General features: G+C 48.7%; 24 protein-coding genes and 1 pseudogene. 10 read left to right on the top strand and 15 right to left on the bottom strand.

Going from position 1 to position 16,993, the window contains the following annotated elements:
- Positions 1–9 precede the first annotated feature (9 nt).
- On the top strand, positions 10–549 hold the full coding sequence (locus tag R6H26_RS04570; RefSeq protein WP_404788728.1) for a PleD family two-component system response regulator: 540 nt from the start codon (positions 10–12) through the stop codon (positions 547–549).
- A gap of 9 nt (positions 550–558) precedes the next feature.
- On the opposite strand, the gene recR is transcribed toward R6H26_RS04570, so the two are convergent.
- The 7 genes from recR to R6H26_RS04535 form a co-directional block, all read right to left on the bottom strand.
- Entirely contained in the window at positions 559–1,161 is a 603-nt protein-coding gene (recR, locus tag R6H26_RS04565) for a recombination mediator RecR (RefSeq protein ID WP_404788726.1), read from the bottom strand.
- Positions 1,162–1,301: 140 nt separating this feature from the next.
- Entirely contained in the window at positions 1,302–2,441 is a 1,140-nt protein-coding gene (gene mutY, locus R6H26_RS04560) for an A/G-specific adenine glycosylase (protein WP_404791205.1), read from the bottom strand.
- Positions 2,442–2,511: 70 nt separating this feature from the next.
- The gene (locus tag R6H26_RS04555) at positions 2,512–2,847 is read right to left on the bottom strand and encodes a DUF760 domain-containing protein (protein ID WP_404788724.1); all 336 of its coding nucleotides are present in this window, start codon (positions 2,845–2,847) and stop codon (positions 2,512–2,514) included.
- Positions 2,848–3,094: 247 nt separating this feature from the next.
- Complete coding sequence (locus R6H26_RS04550) at positions 3,095–4,051, bottom strand: RNA polymerase sigma factor, RpoD/SigA family (protein WP_404788723.1); 957 nt, start codon at positions 4,049–4,051, stop codon at positions 3,095–3,097.
- A gap of 501 nt (positions 4,052–4,552) precedes the next feature.
- On the bottom strand, positions 4,553–5,335 hold the full coding sequence (locus tag R6H26_RS04545; RefSeq protein ID WP_404788721.1) for a DNA polymerase beta superfamily protein: 783 nt from the start codon (positions 5,333–5,335) through the stop codon (positions 4,553–4,555).
- A gap of 29 nt (positions 5,336–5,364) precedes the next feature.
- Positions 5,365–6,312 carry a DNA polymerase beta superfamily protein gene (locus R6H26_RS04540; RefSeq protein ID WP_404788720.1) on the bottom strand — a complete coding sequence of 316 codons (948 nt, stop codon included), beginning with the start codon at positions 6,310–6,312 and terminating at the stop codon, positions 5,365–5,367.
- 83 nt (positions 6,313–6,395) lie between these two features.
- Entirely contained in the window at positions 6,396–6,872 is a 477-nt protein-coding gene (locus tag R6H26_RS04535) for a YraN family protein (RefSeq protein WP_404788718.1), read from the bottom strand.
- Between the two features lie 317 nt (positions 6,873–7,189).
- On the opposite strand from R6H26_RS04535, the gene R6H26_RS04530 reads away from it, so the two are divergent.
- Positions 7,190–7,372 carry a hypothetical protein gene (locus tag R6H26_RS04530; protein WP_404788717.1) on the top strand — a complete coding sequence of 61 codons (183 nt, stop codon included), beginning with the start codon at positions 7,190–7,192 and terminating at the stop codon, positions 7,370–7,372.
- Positions 7,373–7,492: 120 nt separating this feature from the next.
- Positions 7,493–7,753: a hypothetical protein gene (locus tag R6H26_RS04525; protein ID WP_404788715.1), complete on the top strand. Its 261-nt coding sequence runs from the start codon at positions 7,493–7,495 to the stop codon at positions 7,751–7,753.
- 175 nt (positions 7,754–7,928) lie between these two features.
- Here R6H26_RS04525 and R6H26_RS04520 read toward each other — a convergent pair whose 3' ends face one another.
- From R6H26_RS04520 to R6H26_RS04510, 3 genes are read right to left on the bottom strand one after another with little or no spacing between them, the layout of a single operon-like run.
- Positions 7,929–8,357: a PIN domain-containing protein gene (locus R6H26_RS04520; protein ID WP_404788714.1), complete on the bottom strand. Its 429-nt coding sequence runs from the start codon at positions 8,355–8,357 to the stop codon at positions 7,929–7,931.
- A gap of 1 nt (position 8,358) precedes the next feature.
- Positions 8,359–8,607, bottom strand: a complete 249-nt coding sequence (locus R6H26_RS04515; RefSeq protein WP_404788712.1) for a hypothetical protein — start codon at positions 8,605–8,607, stop codon at positions 8,359–8,361.
- Positions 8,604–8,741 (bottom strand): hypothetical protein, encoded by a 138-nt coding sequence (locus R6H26_RS04510; protein WP_404788711.1) that lies wholly within the window; start codon positions 8,739–8,741, stop codon positions 8,604–8,606. Before R6H26_RS04510 ends, R6H26_RS04515 begins: the two co-directional genes overlap by 4 nt.
- Before the next feature lie 152 nt (positions 8,742–8,893).
- Between R6H26_RS04510 and R6H26_RS04505 the strand changes: the two genes are divergently transcribed.
- Together R6H26_RS04505 and R6H26_RS04500 are read left to right on the top strand one after the other, a co-directional pair.
- Positions 8,894–9,145 (top strand): CopG family ribbon-helix-helix protein, encoded by a 252-nt coding sequence (locus tag R6H26_RS04505; RefSeq protein WP_404788709.1) that lies wholly within the window; start codon positions 8,894–8,896, stop codon positions 9,143–9,145.
- Positions 9,145–9,423, top strand: a complete 279-nt coding sequence (locus R6H26_RS04500) for a type II toxin-antitoxin system RelE/ParE family toxin (protein ID WP_404788707.1) — start codon at positions 9,145–9,147, stop codon at positions 9,421–9,423. Before R6H26_RS04505 ends, R6H26_RS04500 begins: the two co-directional genes overlap by 1 nt.
- Before the next feature lie 331 nt (positions 9,424–9,754).
- On the opposite strand, the gene R6H26_RS04495 is transcribed toward R6H26_RS04500, so the two are convergent.
- Both R6H26_RS04495 and R6H26_RS04490 read right to left on the bottom strand, forming a co-directional pair.
- Positions 9,755–10,216, bottom strand: a complete 462-nt coding sequence (locus tag R6H26_RS04495; protein WP_404788705.1) for a type II toxin-antitoxin system VapC family toxin — start codon at positions 10,214–10,216, stop codon at positions 9,755–9,757.
- A complete protein-coding gene (locus R6H26_RS04490; protein ID WP_404788704.1) occupies positions 10,213–10,629 on the bottom strand; it encodes a hypothetical protein in 417 nt (138 codons plus the stop codon). The genes R6H26_RS04495 and R6H26_RS04490 overlap by 4 nt, the downstream gene beginning before the upstream one ends.
- 529 nt (positions 10,630–11,158) lie before the next feature.
- On the opposite strand from R6H26_RS04490, the gene R6H26_RS04485 reads away from it, so the two are divergent.
- The 4 genes from R6H26_RS04485 to R6H26_RS04470 all read left to right on the top strand — a co-directional run bounded on the left by R6H26_RS04485 (position 11,159) and on the right by R6H26_RS04470 (position 12,579).
- Positions 11,159–11,518 carry a type II toxin-antitoxin system RelE/ParE family toxin gene (locus R6H26_RS04485; protein WP_404788702.1) on the top strand — a complete coding sequence of 120 codons (360 nt, stop codon included), beginning with the start codon at positions 11,159–11,161 and terminating at the stop codon, positions 11,516–11,518.
- Positions 11,515–11,844, top strand: a complete 330-nt coding sequence (locus R6H26_RS04480; protein ID WP_404788700.1) for a helix-turn-helix domain-containing protein — start codon at positions 11,515–11,517, stop codon at positions 11,842–11,844. Before R6H26_RS04485 ends, R6H26_RS04480 begins: the two co-directional genes overlap by 4 nt.
- A gap of 193 nt (positions 11,845–12,037) precedes the next feature.
- Positions 12,038–12,280, top strand: coding sequence for a type II toxin-antitoxin system ParD family antitoxin (locus R6H26_RS04475; protein ID WP_404788699.1), 243 nt, complete (start codon positions 12,038–12,040; stop codon positions 12,278–12,280).
- Positions 12,280–12,579 carry a type II toxin-antitoxin system RelE/ParE family toxin gene (locus R6H26_RS04470; protein WP_404788697.1) on the top strand — a complete coding sequence of 100 codons (300 nt, stop codon included), beginning with the start codon at positions 12,280–12,282 and terminating at the stop codon, positions 12,577–12,579. Before R6H26_RS04475 ends, R6H26_RS04470 begins: the two co-directional genes overlap by 1 nt.
- Before the next feature lie 384 nt (positions 12,580–12,963).
- Here the strand turns inward: R6H26_RS04470 and R6H26_RS04465 are convergent, their stop codons facing one another.
- Complete coding sequence (locus R6H26_RS04465) at positions 12,964–13,728, bottom strand: hypothetical protein (protein ID WP_404788695.1); 765 nt, start codon at positions 13,726–13,728, stop codon at positions 12,964–12,966.
- A gap of 119 nt (positions 13,729–13,847) precedes the next feature.
- Between R6H26_RS04465 and R6H26_RS04460 the strand changes: the two are divergent.
- Positions 13,848–15,052: pseudogene (locus tag R6H26_RS04460) on the top strand (ISAzo13 family transposase).
- A 218-nt stretch (positions 15,053–15,270) separates the two neighbouring features.
- Here the strand turns inward: R6H26_RS04460 and R6H26_RS04455 are convergent.
- Together R6H26_RS04455 and R6H26_RS04450 are read right to left on the bottom strand one after the other, a co-directional pair.
- On the bottom strand, positions 15,271–16,422 hold the full coding sequence (locus tag R6H26_RS04455) for a transposase (protein WP_404783408.1): 1,152 nt from the start codon (positions 16,420–16,422) through the stop codon (positions 15,271–15,273).
- A gap of 93 nt (positions 16,423–16,515) precedes the next feature.
- Positions 16,516–16,818, bottom strand: a complete 303-nt coding sequence (locus R6H26_RS04450) for a hypothetical protein (protein WP_404788693.1) — start codon at positions 16,816–16,818, stop codon at positions 16,516–16,518.
- Positions 16,819–16,993 lie beyond the last annotated feature (175 nt).

The raw sequence follows: 16,993 nt of genomic DNA, 5'->3' as shown, positions 1-16,993 counted from the left end.
GAGATAGGCGTGGCCGGTCACAAAATCCTGGTAATTGACGACAGCAAAGTCATTCGGATGCGCGTCCGAGATATGCTTCCTGAGGGAGATTTTGAAGTGCTCGAGGCCAAGGATGGACTTGAAGGTTTAAACCTCATCCGCCAAGAGCGCCCTAATCTCATTATGCTGGACTTCTTGCTGCCCCGACTGAGCGGTTGGGAAGTGTTCCAAGAGCTTCAACAGGAAGACGACTTGAGAAGCATTCCGCTGGTGATCATGTCGGGTCGAAAGGAAGAGGTCACCGATAAGATGACCGAACCGTTCGAGTTTTTTGAATTTATCGAAAAACCCTTTGAAACCCATCAACTTCAGGGGGCCATCCGCAGCGCAATTTCTAAGTCAAAGCTCCCTCGCATCAAGTCTGCGGATCTGTCGAAGACCACGATGTCTGGCGTCAGCTCCGACGAGGTTGCGATTCTGCGCGAACGAGTCGAAAAGATGGAGAACGAAATTGTCGCGCTCAAACGGGCGATCGGTCAGCTTGTGGCCTTTGTAAAGCAAAAGCTTTAGAGACGCAGCTCAATCGAGTTCGCGGCGACCTTCGAGGGCGCGGGCCAATGTCACTTCATCGGCATATTCTAGGTCGCCGCCCATAGGCAACCCAAAGGCAATGCGCGTGACGCGGGTAAACGGCTTGAGGAGCTGACCGACGTATAGCGTGGTCGTTTCGCCTTCAATGCTGGGGTTTATCGCCAAAATAATTTCCGACACTTGGGGCTGACTGGCTCTGCGAACGAGCGGCTGGATTGAGAGCTGTTCTGGGCCGATGCCATCCATGGGCGAAATCAAGCCCCCCAAGACGTGATATTTTCCCCGGAATTCGCGGGTTTTTTCGAGGGCAATGACGTCTCGCGAGTCTGCGACGACGCAGATTGTTGTGTCATCTCGACCGGGCGACCGACAGATTTCGCAGGTTGGTTCGGCGGATAGGTGAAAGCAAATGGAGCAAAACCCAACCTGCTGTTTGGCGTCAATGAGGGCTTGGGCCAAGGCTTGGACCTCGGATTCTGGCCGCTTAATAATGTGTAAAGCCAAGCGTTGGGCTGTTTTGGGTCCAACGCCTGGGAGCTTCTGAAATTGTTCGACCAGTCGGGCGAGGGGACGGGTATAAACGCTACTCAAGTGCTGCGAGTCCTTTTGTGTCTGCTTTTAAGTCATTGTAGAGTGGGCGATAGCTACGCACCAAGAGTCCGCCGTTCCGAACGCATCCGGTTTGGCCGTTGCCGCCCCTCCGAGTTCTCTTCCTGCGATTCAGTCCCGATTCAGTCCCACTCGGCACGCGCTGATAAACCAGATGGAACGCCTTCCTCTCGGAGCGCCGCAATAATTTTCTGATTTGCCGTTGGGAAAGGGTACTGGTTCAATTCATCCAACACCACCCACTTCACCTCATCGCACTCGAGGGTCTGGGGTTGACCGGAGACATGGCGACAGTGATGCACCGATAGCGTCACCTTAAAATGAGTGTAGGCGTGCTCGACAGTCATAAAGTGCTCTAACACCTCTATGGCAATTCCTAACTCCTCTTGAATTTCGCGCACCACGCATTCGGCCAAACTCTCGTTGGGTTCTACCTTGCCCCCTGGAAACTCCCATAGCCCGCCTAAGAGGCCGCTCTGAGGTCGTTTGTCAATTAAAATTTGTCCCCGTGCATTCCAGATAACAGCTACGCCAATGAGTTTATGGGGGATGGGATTGCGGGTTTCAGACATAGGTATGACCGACTGTAGATTTAAGTGATGGGCCTGGCAAAAGTCCGACCAAGGGCATAACAAACAGTTAGGCTGCTTGGGCGTGCAAACCGTCGCGCCTAAGTCCATTAACGCCTGGTTGAACGCCTTTGGATCGTCCGGGGCTAGCAATCGTTCGGAGCCTTTCCACAAAAAGGATAAGGCATATTTTACGGGGACGGATAGCCCGCTCAAGCGCGCCAATACTCGTTTGACGTTGCCATCTAAAATGGGCCAAGGCTGGTTGAAAGCGGAGCTAAGAATCCCACCTGCGGTTGTTTTGCCAATGCCGGGAAGGGTCAGAACCTCCTCCATCCGAGTTGGGAATTGGCCGCCGTGGTCTGACACAATTTTTTGGGCGGCTCGGTGGAGGTTTCTGGCCCGTGCGTAGTAACCCAAACCCTGCCACAGCATCATGACCTCCTCCTGTTCCGCTGCAGCCAAAGTCTGGAGGGTTGGAAACCGGGCCAGCCAGCGCTCGTAGTAAGGCAGTACGGTTTTGACCTGGGTTTGCTGAAGCATGATTTCCGACACCCAGATGGCGTAGGGGTCTTGAGTGGTCCGCCAGGGCAGGTTGCGGCCCTGACAAGCATACCAATCCAGCAGCGATCGCCGGAGCGTCTCAAGGGGAAACTCCCGCCAGCAATCTTCACTGGGCGGGAGTTTCGAGATAGAAAGTTGATGGGGCTGAGACGTCACGCCATCTCCGATCGCGAGTTTCGTAAAGCAACCAATCGACGAGCTAGGATTCAGAAGAACTGTCTGAAGAAAAGCTGCCTTGCAACGTACTTTCAAAAGCCATGCGCTGCTCTGCAGCCCGCAGGAAATAGCCATTCATCATGGCAGAAGCAACCAATCGCCCTAGATTTTCTCGGCTGGTCGTAATGGTGACATCAAAATGTTGGGAGGGGAGCTGCCCCAGCATTGCGACAACATGGCGCTCCATAACCTGCAACACTTCTTCTGAAGCAGGTTGCGAGAGTCGAGCCATGATATCCGGCTCCATAGATGCGACGTATTGCCAGAGCTGGTTGCCCGTCTCGAGGTTTTGTCCGCCAAAGTTTGCAGCTTGATTCATGAGGTTATCCATAGAAACAGGATACAGAGGTTGATGGAGAAAATGGAGTCAGAAGCAGCCCTTCCCCTTCTTTCTAGTTGTCTAGTTGTTTAATGCTGGGGGGCAAGAGCGCCCCCCTACGCTAAAGAGGCAAGCACTGAATCTCAATACAATGTAACAATCGTCTCGATTTTTCTAAGGGGGCAAAACCGAACTTTTGAGGGGGTAATAACCCTAGAAGACCTTTTTCGAAAGAATGGGTTCCCCTCTAGCTTGCTACATATTCGTGAATATCAGCTCTGCGCTTGCGCAGCTTGGTGAGGGCTTCCCTTTCGATTTGACGGACGCGCTCCCGGCTGATATTCAGGCATTCGCCTACCCTTGCCAGCGTGAGGGGTTGTCCGTCTTCTAGGCCAAAGCGCAAGTTTAGCACCTGACGCTGTTGGGGGGTCAGATCGCTCATGAGTTTTTCAAGGTCTTGCCGCAGACAAGTCTGCAGGGTGTAGTCTTCGGGGGACTCTGCAGGATCTTCGAGCAGTTCGCCCAGTTCGGTGTCTTGATTGTCTCCAACCCGCACGTCTAAAGAGAGGGGCTGGCGAGCTTTTTCAAGGTATTCGCGCACTTGACGCGGGGTCAGTTCTAACGCATCGGCTAGCTCGGAAATGGTGGCCGCTCGACCAAATTGCTGAGATAAAATCCGCTGGGTTTTTTTGATTTTGTTGAGTTTTTCGGTGATGTGGATGGGGAGGCGGATGGTACGCCCCTTTTCGGCGATCGCCCTTGTAATGGCCTGCCGAATCCACCAATAGGCGTAGGTTGAAAATCGATAGCCCTTGGTAGGGTCGAATTTTTCGACCCCTCGCTGCATCCCAATGGTTCCTTCTTGAATTAAATCCAGTAGGTCTACGTTGCGCTTGATGTATTTCTTGGCGACGGACACGACCAACCGCAGGTTTGCCTCAACCATGCGGCGTTTGGCCAACTCGCCCTCCGAGAGCGTGGCTTGAAGGGTGACCTCGTCCGCATTGGCGGCGATCGCCCATTCTTCTAGAGTCGGATCTCGCTCGAGCTGCTCTTGGAGTTGCTCTTTAATGCGGTTGAGGACGTTCAGGCTCTGAACCTGTTTGCCGTAAGTAATTTCCTGCTCGTGAGTTAACAGGGGGACACGACCAATTTCTCGTAAATAAGTGCGCACCAAATCTTTCGATGTTTCGGATGCTCTCATGCCTAAAAGCCTCGCCTACTGGAAGTTGCTGGTCGTTGAGCGGCCTTGAATTTGGCCGAATTCCCATGGGGGGAGCGTGGGGATCCATATCAAGCCTCAGAGGGTTTTGCAATCGCTTGAATTAGGCGAAACATATCGCAATCTTTTTGTTGCAACAGTTAGCGGCTTTACCCTTTGAAAGATTGGATCCCGTTTAGTAATGAATTTTAACAAACTCCTCGCTTGTATTAAGTATTGTAATATTTTTCCAATAAAGCAAGCCCCCATTCGGATGATTTTTGCTGGAGACGGCTACGGTTTGCGACTGCCTGAGGTACCTGTAATCCTTTCTAAAAGAGTACCCGCAGTAGTTCCGAGCGCGGTAAATCTGCGAATTAATCTGTGGATCGATTTAGCAATTGAAATATTTGACAATTTAAATAAGTAGATATACTCATCGCTTTCTGATGGTGTGAGTATTGTCCCATCGATCGCACCTTTTGGCATCACGGACATCAAGCGCTAGGGGTTGGGGTTTAACTGAGTCGGCGCGAAGGTATTCAAGCGCAGCCGCGTGAGGAGATCGTGAAGGGCCGCTTTAGCCGAAGGTTCTTCTGGCAAAGCGCTATGTTGATGGGCAGTCTCTAAGCGTTGCACGAGTTTTTGATACTCCTGACGATGAAATGCTAGATCGATGTGACCCAAGGCTTCGGTTTCCGAACCAAACCGCTTGCGGTCGATCAATTCAGGCAGGTACGGCAACTGGAATCGATCGTTCAGGGTGACAAGGTTTGCTTCGACTTCACCCGTTTGCATCAGGTGAATGCCTGTGAGCAGGACGCGATAGAGGTAGAGCAGCGGTTTGACGCGCGGCATGGCTTCTTTGTCAAGCAGGTACCATTGTGTTTTGGCAAATCCCAGGTAGTGATGGCTGTGGTGGCGGGTGATGCAATGGGAGGCGATCGCTTTTAGTTCTTCGTGTTCTGGAGTAGTGAGCGCGATTAGCGGGGAGAAAAGCTGCTCCAGCACGTAGCCATTGCGCTTGAGCATGAGGCTGAAAAACTTTTTGATGTCGTGGGTGACTAAATCCAGCTCGAGATCTGTTTGACGCTCTGAGACTTCAATGGTTTCCGGCCCAGTATTTAATCCAACTACCTCTGTGAGGGGCAAGATGTGCACGCCGCGCAGATCGAAGTCCGAGTCTGGCGATGGAAAGCCGTAGAGATGCGCGCCGCTGATGGTTGCAAACAAGAGCGGAAAAGGTTGAGCGGCAGCGATGGATTGGAGCGGGAGCGGATAGCGCATGATTTGTTCCGATCGGTACTTTGTAAAAACTAGCTTTCCACCCTACTCCGTCGCGCCCGAATCAAAAAATCGTTGGCTTTGGCGTAGTCTGGCCGTTCGGGTAGTTCGGTCTTGGTAAATGCCGCGTCGAACTCTTGATGGAGCCTCAGTCGCCAAGCATTGACCTCATCCCATTCCATTTGCTGATGTTTAATTGCCAAAAGTTGCGGGCGATATTCTTCCATCCTGACTGGCACCACACCTTCTTTGAGCAGCGTAATTCCAGACAGTAAAATTCGGATTAAATGCATCGCGTGTTTCCAACGAATCCGATTCCAATTGCGCAGATCCTGCTCCAATTTTTTGAACTGGGACAACACGTAGCCGTTGTAAGTTTGGTACGCTAACTGCGATAGAAAAAGCGATCGCTGCTCTAGCAATTCCTGCGCTAACGGTGTCGTCAGTTCGACCAACGGCGAGTACAAACATTCCAAAACATTCGGATTGGCCTTGAGGGCCAACACGATAAATTTTTGCAGTTCCCAGTAGCATTCCTGAGTTTCATTTTGTTCGAGCTGCTCGGGAATGCCATACAGCGACCAATGCAGCGTCGCCGGAGGTAAGTAGATGCCCCGCAAATCCGTATCTGACGCATCGTCTTCTAAGCCATAGGCTCTAGACCCTACAACGCAGCGATAGATGACGTGCTCGTAGAGGTTGTACTCTGCGAGTTGAGCGGGCGATTTCTCGATGCCTTCACCCTGAAAATGCTTACGAATGCTGAATTCATGCCGCTTGAGACTGACGACCCGATCGTCGGGCAGGCGAATTTGATAGGCATGGGAGCCATCCGTAGGGGCTTGGACGATAACGCCTACCGCACCTTTGAGACAGGATGCTTCTCCCCTTGTCGCTTTGAGATCGACGCGGCTTACAACTTGAGTCCCCACGGACAAAACTAGATTGAAGGGGGCAGCGGCATTGACGGCAGAGTTCATCGGGAAAGAGGATAGCGCTTGTAGTACTTGTAGTATACCTGCAGCGGCGTCGCCTGAATCTTCGGCCTGAGATCGCTCGCTTTTTAATAGCTCCGCTCGAAGGCCGACTCGAGATAAGTATGGAGGGTTAGGTCGTATCCGCTTGTGGTGAGGGGCTGTCCTATATCGATCTTGGCGGCGGTCGTCGGCGTGGTTTTGGAGGGCGATCGCCGTACGTTCACCAGCGCCACATCGAAACGGCAGATCGCTTCTGCAAGGTGCGGGTGCTTTGTTAAGAAGAGTTGAGCAGTTTTCCAGAGTTTGGCTTGTTTCGAAGGAGTGATGGCAGATAACCCATCTTCATCCCAGTTGCCGCGGCTGCGAGTTTTGACCTCTACAAACGCAAGGCAAGGGCCGCCCTTTTCCTGTCTGAGCGCCACAATATCCAGTTCTCCCCACCGCGACGTCCAACCCCGCGCCAGAATAGACCAACCCTGCTGCTGAAGCCACTGGGACACGAGCGTTTCGCCCTGTTGGCCTACAACGGAAGACTGGGGTTTTGACTGAGGAGCTTCTGGCATAGGACGTTGGCGAATAGCAATATTGGGCAACTGTCGTGTATTGTAAAGAATTCCAAAGCCCCACCGCTCGAGAATTAAGAGAGAACCTGCGGCAAACTACTGTTAGAAAGGGAGTGAATCTTTTCAGGGATGCAGTCGAGTTTTTTACTCTACAGCAGCTCGATTAAATCTTAATCTATAGATATAAATTTTCATCCAAAGGTGTGACCGCCGTCACAGAAAGGATGTTATCAGGTCACATAAAATCTTTAAGGGACAGACGATATTTAATGGTGTGGGATTATCCCATCAAGTTAGCCTTGATAGGAGTGAAGAAGATGACGCAATTAAAGCAGGGCATGCTACTCAGTCACGCGATCGCCCTTACGCTCATTCTGCTGGTGGTAGTAGCCTGGAAAACGCCATCTCCCCAGGATGCACCCTCTATGCGCCTAGAAGGGAGGACTAGCGTGCTGTTTCCTTCGAGCAGCGCTATTGGGAGCGTCTCCTCTTGGCAGTGAGTCTGAATGCTTGGGTATTCTTTAGCGCCCACATCGAAAAATAGCCATTGATTACGGGCACGGCCATAAGCTGGGGGTCGCTTTCTGAGCAGCTCGCCCTCAAGTTCGAACGGTTGGCTTTTGCAACGATCGCAGTGCCCGTATTTCAGCTTTTGCCTCTCACCCGAAGCCAAACGCATCCAGCAAAACGATCGCCCTGTAACTCAAGCCAATAGCGATCGCCCCCCACAAAAACACCTCACTCAATATTGGGTGTTCCTTCGGGCGCTGTTGCCTTCCCTGTCCGACGGAATCGGTCAGGCAACGCACCCTCCGTCACGCGCCTCTCTTCCCGACGCTCACCTCTCAGGTAGAGCGCGGGGCTTCCCATCTAAGAGCTAAATCGATCGCCCCAGCCCCCTAAATGCGATCGCCCTGCACAACCAAAACATAGGAGCGCAGGGAGATGACTCCAGATACAGCCGCTCGCGCAATCCCAAACGGTCGTCCAGCTTTTGAAACAAACGCTAGACCAAGGTGAAGCTGAGCTGAAAAGCGATCGCCGCATCAGTAAAAGCTAATCTTGAGCGCGGTTCATCAGCAGAAGGGTCTCAGTTGTCCAGGTTGCAATTCCACATCCCAAGAAATCGGATGTCCAGATTGCTGCATCTATTGCTAGTGCTAGGGCTACAGTCGGCCAATCATCAGGATCGCGTGGAATTCTTAAGAGTGCTTGGTCTTGCCAGGGTGCATAAATTTCTTCAGGAATGAGCCGTGCCTTTGCCTCTGCTAGGGTAAAGGCGGTTTCTAAAAGTATTTCGCCTGTCTCGAAACCAAATTTGCCTCGATCGACCATTGCTTGAATGCGTTTGCGAAGTTCATGTTGAGCTTCATCCCATGCGGCTTCTGCTACAAATAACTCAAGGTTGCTGCGGGAGATTAATGCTCGTCCTCTTTGACGAATCAATTCCGCCACAAAAATATTGGCATCTACAACCAGTCGCATTTCAATGCCCTGAAGTAGATAGGTCGAGGGCCAGACTGAGGGATTCTTCGTCCAGGCCACTTTCAATTAAAGATAAATCAATGGCTTGTTCGAGCTTTTCCAGTGCTTGCTTTACTTCGGTTTCTTCAGACGCATGGACTGGGATGTAAAATCCCACTACTTTGTTGTGGCGCTTAATGGCTACGACTTCTTGCGATGCAAGGTAATGGGTGGCTTTATCTCGGAATTCGCGGATGCCAATTGCTTTCATAACAAAAATGTGGTCACTTTGTGGTCATATTTTAGCAGTTTTACGAGAATGCGATCGCCCCCCACAAAACCCACCTCGCTGAACTGCGATCGCCCCAGCCCCCTAAATGCGATCGCCCTCCACAACCAAAACATAGGATCCCAGAGGGATGACTCCAGATACAGCCGCTCACGCAATCCCAAACGGTCATCAGGCTTTTGACGCAGACGCTAGACCAAGACCAAATTTACAATGTTTACTTTGTAGATATAATAGTTGTCATTGAGGCTATGAGGTCATTTAAGCCATGCCGAAGGAAGTGACGATTTCAACTCGTGTGACGGAGGAGTTGGCGGAGCAAATGGACCTGTTATCTGGACAGTTAGGACGAACACGCTCTTGGCTTTTACACGAAGCTTTGAAGGTTTATGTTGCATCTGAGCTGGAGTTTATCGATGCGGTTCAAGAGGGGTTGACGGATTTGGCCGAGGGAAATGTGGTGAGTCATGAGCAGGTGGTGGCGGATTGGTCGGCACGTCGCGGTGGCGCTCAAGTCTGATGGCAATTGTTTGGACGATTTCGGCACGGCGCGATGTGAATGCGATCTGGGATTTTATTGAGGCGCGAAATCCAGATGCGGCTGAGTTGGTGAGTAGTGAAATTTTGAGGGCGGTTGAGGGGTTATTGCAGTTTCCAAAGCGAGGGAAGCCTGGACGGGTTAAGGAAACGCGGGAGCTAGTGATTTCGGGGTTGCCTTATGTGGTGGTTTATATTTTGGTAGACGAGAATGTGGTGATTCTGCGGGTTCTGCATGGAGCGCAAGATTGGCCCAAATAAGCGATCGCTGTCTCAACAGATGTTGATGTACTCTGTTGACTAGCTCTGCAAAGGAAACGCGATCGCCCCCCACAAAAACCACCTCACTGAAAACCGATCGCCCTGCACAGCGAAAACATAGGATCGCAGAAGGATGACTCCAAATACAGCCGCTCACGCAATCCCAAACAGTTGTTCAGCTTTTGAAACAAACGATAAACCAAAGCGATCGCAGACTTTAAGCAAATGCTGGGGCAATCGCCATTATTCCCTAGGTCTGGCTTAGGTTTGGCGATCGCCTTCTACAAAAAATGCCTCGTTGAAGTGCGATCGCTCCGGTTTCTACATACTTCTATTTGTCAGAAATGGGATTGTTGTCCGTAAAACTTACAGACCAATCTTCGATTGTCAGGTTGGGAATTTGTGCAAAATCTTGGCGGTTACGTGTAACCAAAATAGCTCTAGTATTCATTGCGATCGCAGCTATTCTCAAGTCTCGGGTATCCAGTCTTCTCAATTGCTGGCGTAAACTCTCAAAACGTTTGTAGGAATTGCCATCGAAGCTCATAATCTGAACGGTTCTGAAGAATTCTATCGCTTTTTGAAATTCAGCATAGGCCAGTAGCAACTTTGGCGATTGAGTAGGCTGGAATCGTTTGTTGATTTCGCTTAGCCAGCCTTGACAAATTTCTTCAGCCGTCACGATTGTAATGGCAATATCGTCAGGATTGGACTGGAGTACTCGTGCGATGACTGTTGGGTTGCCTCTGAGGAATAGTGAAACGTGGTCTGTGTCGAGTATCCAAAGACTCACGGCGTCGTATCCTCTGCCTGAGCAGTTTGCTCGTTGAACAATTGCCGTTGGGTAGCAATATTTTCCAGTACAGATTCAAAGAGTTCGCTGTCTTGATACATTCCCGCAAATCTTTGCCAGGGGTGCTCAGGTTTGGAAATTTCAACTTCAAGCGCCATTACTTCACCTTCTGATAGGGCATGAGCTAGCTTTTGTTGTAGTTCAGCTATGGCTGAGGTGCGATCGCTTCTCAGGACTCGATATTCAGGTAAGCCTAGGACGGTTGCACTAACCTGACCATCTTGCTCGTCTTTGATCAGGATGTTGAGGGCCAATTTTTGGGTTAGCGTTGGATGACTGGCAGGATTCATGGCTTGTTTTCTGGTTGAGGGCGATCGCTGTTGGCTTTGGTATCGATGATCTTGTGTTGGCAAGGGTTATTTTTATATGATACAAGGATGGCCAATGGTATGGCGATCGCCCCTTCCTGTGTGACACGAGCGCGATCGCATTCTTGAAAATGGACATGGGTGCGATCGCCCTCCACAAAAACCCACCTTGCCGAACTGAGATCGCCCCAAATCCCCTAAAACAGATCGCCCTCACAACCAAAACATAGGATCGCAGAAGGATGACTCAAAATACAGTCGCTCGTAGAATCCCAAACGGTCATTCAGCTTTTGAAACAAACGATAGACCAAGGCGATCGCAGACCTTAAACCAATGCTAGGGCGATCGCCATTATTCCTCTAGGTCTGGTTTTGGCTTCGATCATCCGAAGATTCAATCCAAAGGCGATCTCCTGACAGTGCTGGAGGTGTCACGCAAAGCGATGTTGTCAACAGATTCTCTACAACAGCACAGGGATTCCCGCGAGTAAGCTAATCTCTGTTCAAGTGCTTGCCAATGTCGGCATACTCATGTAGATTTTATTGGAAATTTCACATACAATGGAATTCTGGAATGCAAGAAAGACCGCCCTTAAGACCTGTTCACTGGATGGGCGATTCTCTGAAGGTCTTACGAAGTTTCCCTGATGAAGTGCAGGACGATATTGGATATAGCTTGATGATTGTTCAAGCGGGGTTAATGCCAATTGATGCAAAGCCGTTAAAAGGAGTTGGGAGCGGAGTTTTTGAGATTGTTACGCGGTATGACGGTGACACCTATCGCACGGTGTATGCAATCAAGATTGGTCGGCATATCTATGTATTACATGTGTTTCAGAAAAAATCGAAATCGGGGATTAAAACCCCGCAGCAGGATATAGACCTGATTGTTAAACGGTTGAAGGAAGCGCAGCGGAGAGAAGGCGAACAATGAGTGATGAAGCGATAGAAACGATTGAATGCTATGAAGGATCGGGCAATGTCTTTGCCGATATTGGGCTAAAGAATGCTGATGAGCTATATGCCCGTGCTTGCATTGGGATTGAGGTGCTGAGAATCCTCAAATCACGAAAACTGAAACAACGTGAGATTGGCAAGCTGTTGGATATTGGGCAATCTGAAGTTTCTCATCTGATGAATGGTCGTTTCGGTCGATTCAGCGAGGGCAAACTATTGGGTTTTCTGAAGAAGCTGGATCGGGAAGTAACCCTAGTGATTACTCAACCTGACCAACGCCATGGAATATCCCTCTCTCTCTGAAATAATTTGAGTAAAGAAGGCGATCGCCATTATTCCCCTAGGTCTGTCTGGGTTTGATCGCCCTGTGACGCAATCCAACGGTGATCGCGGAAAAGACCTAGAGTGAGAGGCTTTGGCGTTGAAGCGACAAAAGCAAATTTGATGCATACCAATATATAATAGTAAATGGTATATCCTTTCTGGAGGAGGCAATATGCAAAAAAATACAAGCGTGACGCTGGGGGAGCATTTTGAGACGTTTATTGCCAACCAAGTTGAGAATGGGCGTTTTGCTTCTGCTAGTGAAGCAATCCGCGCTGGGCTTCGCTTGCTAGAGGAGCATGAGATGAAGTTGGCGGCTTTACGCCAAGCATTGCAAGAGGGTGAGAACAGCGGATTTGCTGAATATTCCTTGCAGGGGCTGCTGGAAGAGTTGGATGGGGAACACGCTGTCTAATGCCGACTTTTCGCCTTACCGAACGCGCTAAACAGGATTTGCGATCCATTGGTCGATATACGCAGGCGACTTGGGGACGGGAGCAGAGAAATCGCTATCTTGCCAAGCTGGATGAGACTTTTCATCGACTAGCAAAGGAGCCGCACCGAGGGCGGATATGTGACGATATTCGTCCGGGATATTGCAAATATCATGTTGGGCGACACCTCATTTTTTACCGTCAATCACCAGAAGGTCTGGAGGTCATTCGTGTTTTGCATGACCAAATGGATGTAGAAACGCATTTTGACGATGAGTGAATAAACTCACTCGCACTCAGTTAATACTGGGGCGATCGCCCTGTGACTCAATCCAGCGATCGCCCCCCACAAAAACCACCTCGCTCTCCACAACCAAAACACAGGATCGCGGAAGGATGACTCCAGATACAGCCGCTCACGCAATCCCAGACGGTCGTTCAGCTTTTGAAGTAAACGCTAGACTAAAGCGAGGCTGAGACGATGGATTTTGCTAGCTGGCTCTGAGAAGGAAAAGCGATCGCCCCAAAGCTATTCGGTGAAGCTGCAAAGATGTTGCACTCGCCCCCTAATCCCCCAAAATTGGGGGACTTTGAGTAAGCTATACATTCCTAACCAGGATTCTCATTATGAATTTTAGCTTTCACCTATCGAAATCCGGCATGGTTAAGGCAATAAAGTTCTATTTCGATGAAAATTTAGGTTATCTTCAATGAAATTATGAGAAGTTTGAAAAAATTCCAATTTATTTATATTGAGTGCTGGTTCATCCTGAACTTCAAACTGAATGACTAGCCTCTCTTTTTTGGGTTCAGGAAGATTGTCGGCATATATCAAGACTTCCATTTCCAGAGAATTTGGAGATGTACATCCAATAAAGAATGGCTCTTCTATCCATGCTTTTTGCTGAGGCTGAATATTTCCAATATTTGCTGAAATTATCCATTGGGAACCATAAGATTTAACAATAGTTTGTATTTTCTTTGCATGAACAGATTTTATTCCACGAGAAATTTTTTCCATTTCTGTTTTGGCAGGACGATCTGGTACCGAGTCAAGATCAAAAACAGTAATATTCTTCTCAGCGTTTACATGAATTTCTATGCGCACATTTTGTGCAAGAAAATTACTTTGGTTGTATAGCACAAAGCCTATCTGTCGAACAAGCGCAAGTGATCGAATATATGCCTCATATTCACGCCAGTAATCAGGATTAAACCTTTCAAAGGTGTCCATTGAAATTGAAAAATTTGAGTAGCTATTATGTGAATTCGGTTTTTGCAAACTTGGAAGACGAGAAGAAGGTTCTTTGAATGCTAAACAATTGAGGATAATATCTTGACCAAGACTCTTTCTGAGACTTAGGTTGGCATACTCTAAACTAATTACTGGCTTTGACGGAAGAAATTGAATATGAGAATCTTTTCCCATTTTGGCAATTTCTTCCGGCTTGGCAATTGCTGTAGAACTCCCTAAGGATCGAGGATTAAATAACCTCCAGAATATAGGAAGCGTGATAGCTTGAAGATCCTTTCCTTATCTGTTTTTAGATGAATCCCTACCCCTTCGCTATTGAGCAGCAAATGCAACGGCTTTACAAGTCCTTAAATCAAAAGGATCGTCGTCGTTATGGGGCCATCGAAGCTGCGAAACTGGGATGGGGTGGAATATCGTACATTAGCGCTCTGTTTGGGTGTGATTATTACACGATTCGATTGGGGCTATCAGAGTTAGATGATTTAGTGGCCATGAATCAGGCGGGGATTCGGGCAAAAGGCGGGGGACGCAAATCAGCCTTTGAGACCGTCGAGGGACTGGATGAAGTCTTTATTGAGGGGCTAGAGGCGCACACCGCAGGGTCGCCGATGGATGAGGGGCAGAAATGGACAAATCTCAAGCGTCAAGAGATTGCTCAGTTGATCGAAGTTGACGGAAAAGCCATCAGCGTTACCCTCGTTGACCAATTGCTTAAAAAGCATCATTATCGCAAACGCAAAGCTCAGAAACGACTGTCTACAGGAGAAACCGCCCATCGTAACGAACAGTTTGAAAACATCAGGAATCTTAGAAAAACCTATCAAGACTCAGGTCATCCGGTTTTAAGCATGGACACTAAAAAAAAGAGTTGATTGGACTCCTGTATCGAGAGGGTCGTTTGTATACCCAACAAGAGATTCAGGTGCTTGACCATGATTGGCCATCCCTGGCAGAGGGGGTTGCCATTCCCCATGGACTATACGACTTAGACCTGAACATCGGCTATGTGCAGATTGGGGTCAGTCATGACACGGGAGAGTTTGCCTGTGACTCGATTCGCTACTGGTGGAATCATTACGGTTCCATGGAGTATCCGAAGGCCAGTTCTATTTTGATCCTCTGTGATGGAGGCGGGTCTAACAGTTCACGCCACTATCTGTTTAAGCAAGATTTACAGACATTGGTCAATGAATTGGGGATTGAGATTCGCATTGCCCACTATCCACCGTATACCTCAAAACACAATCCCATTGAGCATCGTCTGTTCCCTCATCTGACACGGGTGTGTGAAGGTGTCATTTTTGAGTCGGTGGAAACTGTTAAAGATTTGATGGGTAAAGCCAAGACGAAAACGGGTCTGAAGGTCTTGGCGACGGTATTAGATAAGGTGTATCAAACGGGGCGAAAAGTCACCCAGGCGTTTAAGGAATCAATGGAAATCGTTTTTGATGCTTACCTGCCAAAATGGAATTACACCGCCAAGCCTCAAAAAGCTTAATTCTGGAGGTTATTTAATCCACGATCCTAAGCGGTAATAGACAACTTCTTTTTTGACTTTACCAAAATCTCTGCTTGCATAAGTCGGACGTTCTTGAATTGGAATATGAATGACGCCAATCTTTTTATCTTCAAATGGATAAACATTATAAGAGAAAATAATTTTCCTGTTAGTTTTTGAATCTTAGTGGTGCAGAAAACTCAAAGGAGCTGAAAGCTTTAGAAGACAGTCACCTTGGCAAACTCAATGCGAGTGTTCATCGCATCTCGCTTCTTGAGAGAGGCATAAGCAGGTGGTGGATTACATCGTGGCAAATATCTCAAGGGTGGCAGCGGTAATCTTTGATAGCACAACTGATTAATCCGTCTTAGCCCGATTTGCAGAAAACTCAATCCCCTGTGAGCATGCCAATCAATGGACTTTAGTGCGCCTTGAGCGATCGTTTCAATGGCAACGCAAATGGCAATAATGGTCGCAGCCGCCAGTAACATCAGCAGTCGGCTTAAAGCATGGGCATCTCTGAGTTTAGAACGAGGCAGTTCAAAGGCGGCAGACTTGTAATCCTTGAAATGGGGTTCAATGCCACCAAAACGTTGACCATATAGCGCGAAGGTTTGCACAGAAGGCGATTTATCTGTAATCACAGCCCAAGCCTCCTGGGCGATGGATAATCGAGCGGTCGCCAAATGACAGTGGATATCTTCAAGAATCGTGACATCAGAAAATAGAAAAGCTTGTTCAGGCTCTGGCAGCAGGTCAGCAACCGACTCGGTTTGAGCATTAGACAACGTGACCCTCAAATCGGATTTAGCGCGAATTGCCCAAGACCATTGATGGCTCCGTAGCCAACGAATTAACTCACCATGCTCAAAGCCTCGGTCAGCCAATAGTGTGATTTGACAATCAGCGGGTAAGACCGTCTCAGCCACATCCAGCACTGAGCAATAGTCCGCAAAAGCGACCGTAGCACTGCCATGCTTGAGCACCTTTTGAGCCAAAGGGAAAGAGCGCCCTCCCCAAGTCAGACAGACCTCTATCAGGCAATACTCATCCCACAGCATGCTTGTATCCAGGGTCAATGTCGTCGCCATGCCCGCCCACGCTTGAAGAAATTGAAGCAGTAATGGAACATAGAATGTTTCTGAGGTGATCTTGGGATTATGAACGAAGTAGCTCAGTCGTTCCATGTGAGAGCGGGCTTTACAACGACGATGACTCAAATAAGTCAGCCAATGGCTTAAGCTGCCACTTTGGGCTTGGAGGATTGCAGCGATGTTTTCAGCAAACACAGTAAGGTGACGTTTATCTTTGGGTGTGACCCATTGACTCAGTTGAGTTTGCAGTTGACGATAGAGTTGAGGGGTTGACATAGGATTGCTCTGAGTTTGGGAACTTAAGCATCACATTGAATGCCCCTCTCTGTCACCTTTGACAGATTTGAATATTGCCTGCTGGTAAGGTCTTCATGACTTTTCTGCACCATCAAGGCTAAATCCTAGTGTATCTAGCTCTTCAGGTTTTGCACCTCGACGCCCACCTATGGGAACGAGCACTCGCTTACGAAATTCATCAATCTCATTCGGGATGAATTCACCTTTTCTTCTTGAATTTAGATAGCTCCAGTTAATGAAGGGAGAGCCATGTGGTTCTAATTGTTTCAAGAAGGACATGATTGAAATAGCACTCTCTTGTGCTGTTTGCTGACGGTTGTACCACCAAGCAATAAGACGATAACGTTTGTACTGCGGGAGTTTTGCCTTAACCATTATCATTGAGTCCAAATCATTCAATTTCCAAGCAATTTTGAATGTGTGAAAAAGTAAAAAATCAAGCTCTTATATTCTAGTGACTATCTGGACTGGAGTCTTTCTCTTCACAGAATTTTTTGGCCTCCTCAGAAGGAGGTTTTTGATATGGTTTATATTCGACTGAGATTGTGTC

Source organism: Altericista sp. CCNU0014 (assembly GCF_044923475.1).
In the GTDB taxonomy this organism is placed as follows: Bacteria; Cyanobacteriota; Cyanobacteriia; order Thermosynechococcales; family Thermosynechococcaceae; genus JAAURS01.
This window is presented reverse-complemented; position numbering and strand designations above follow the sequence as displayed.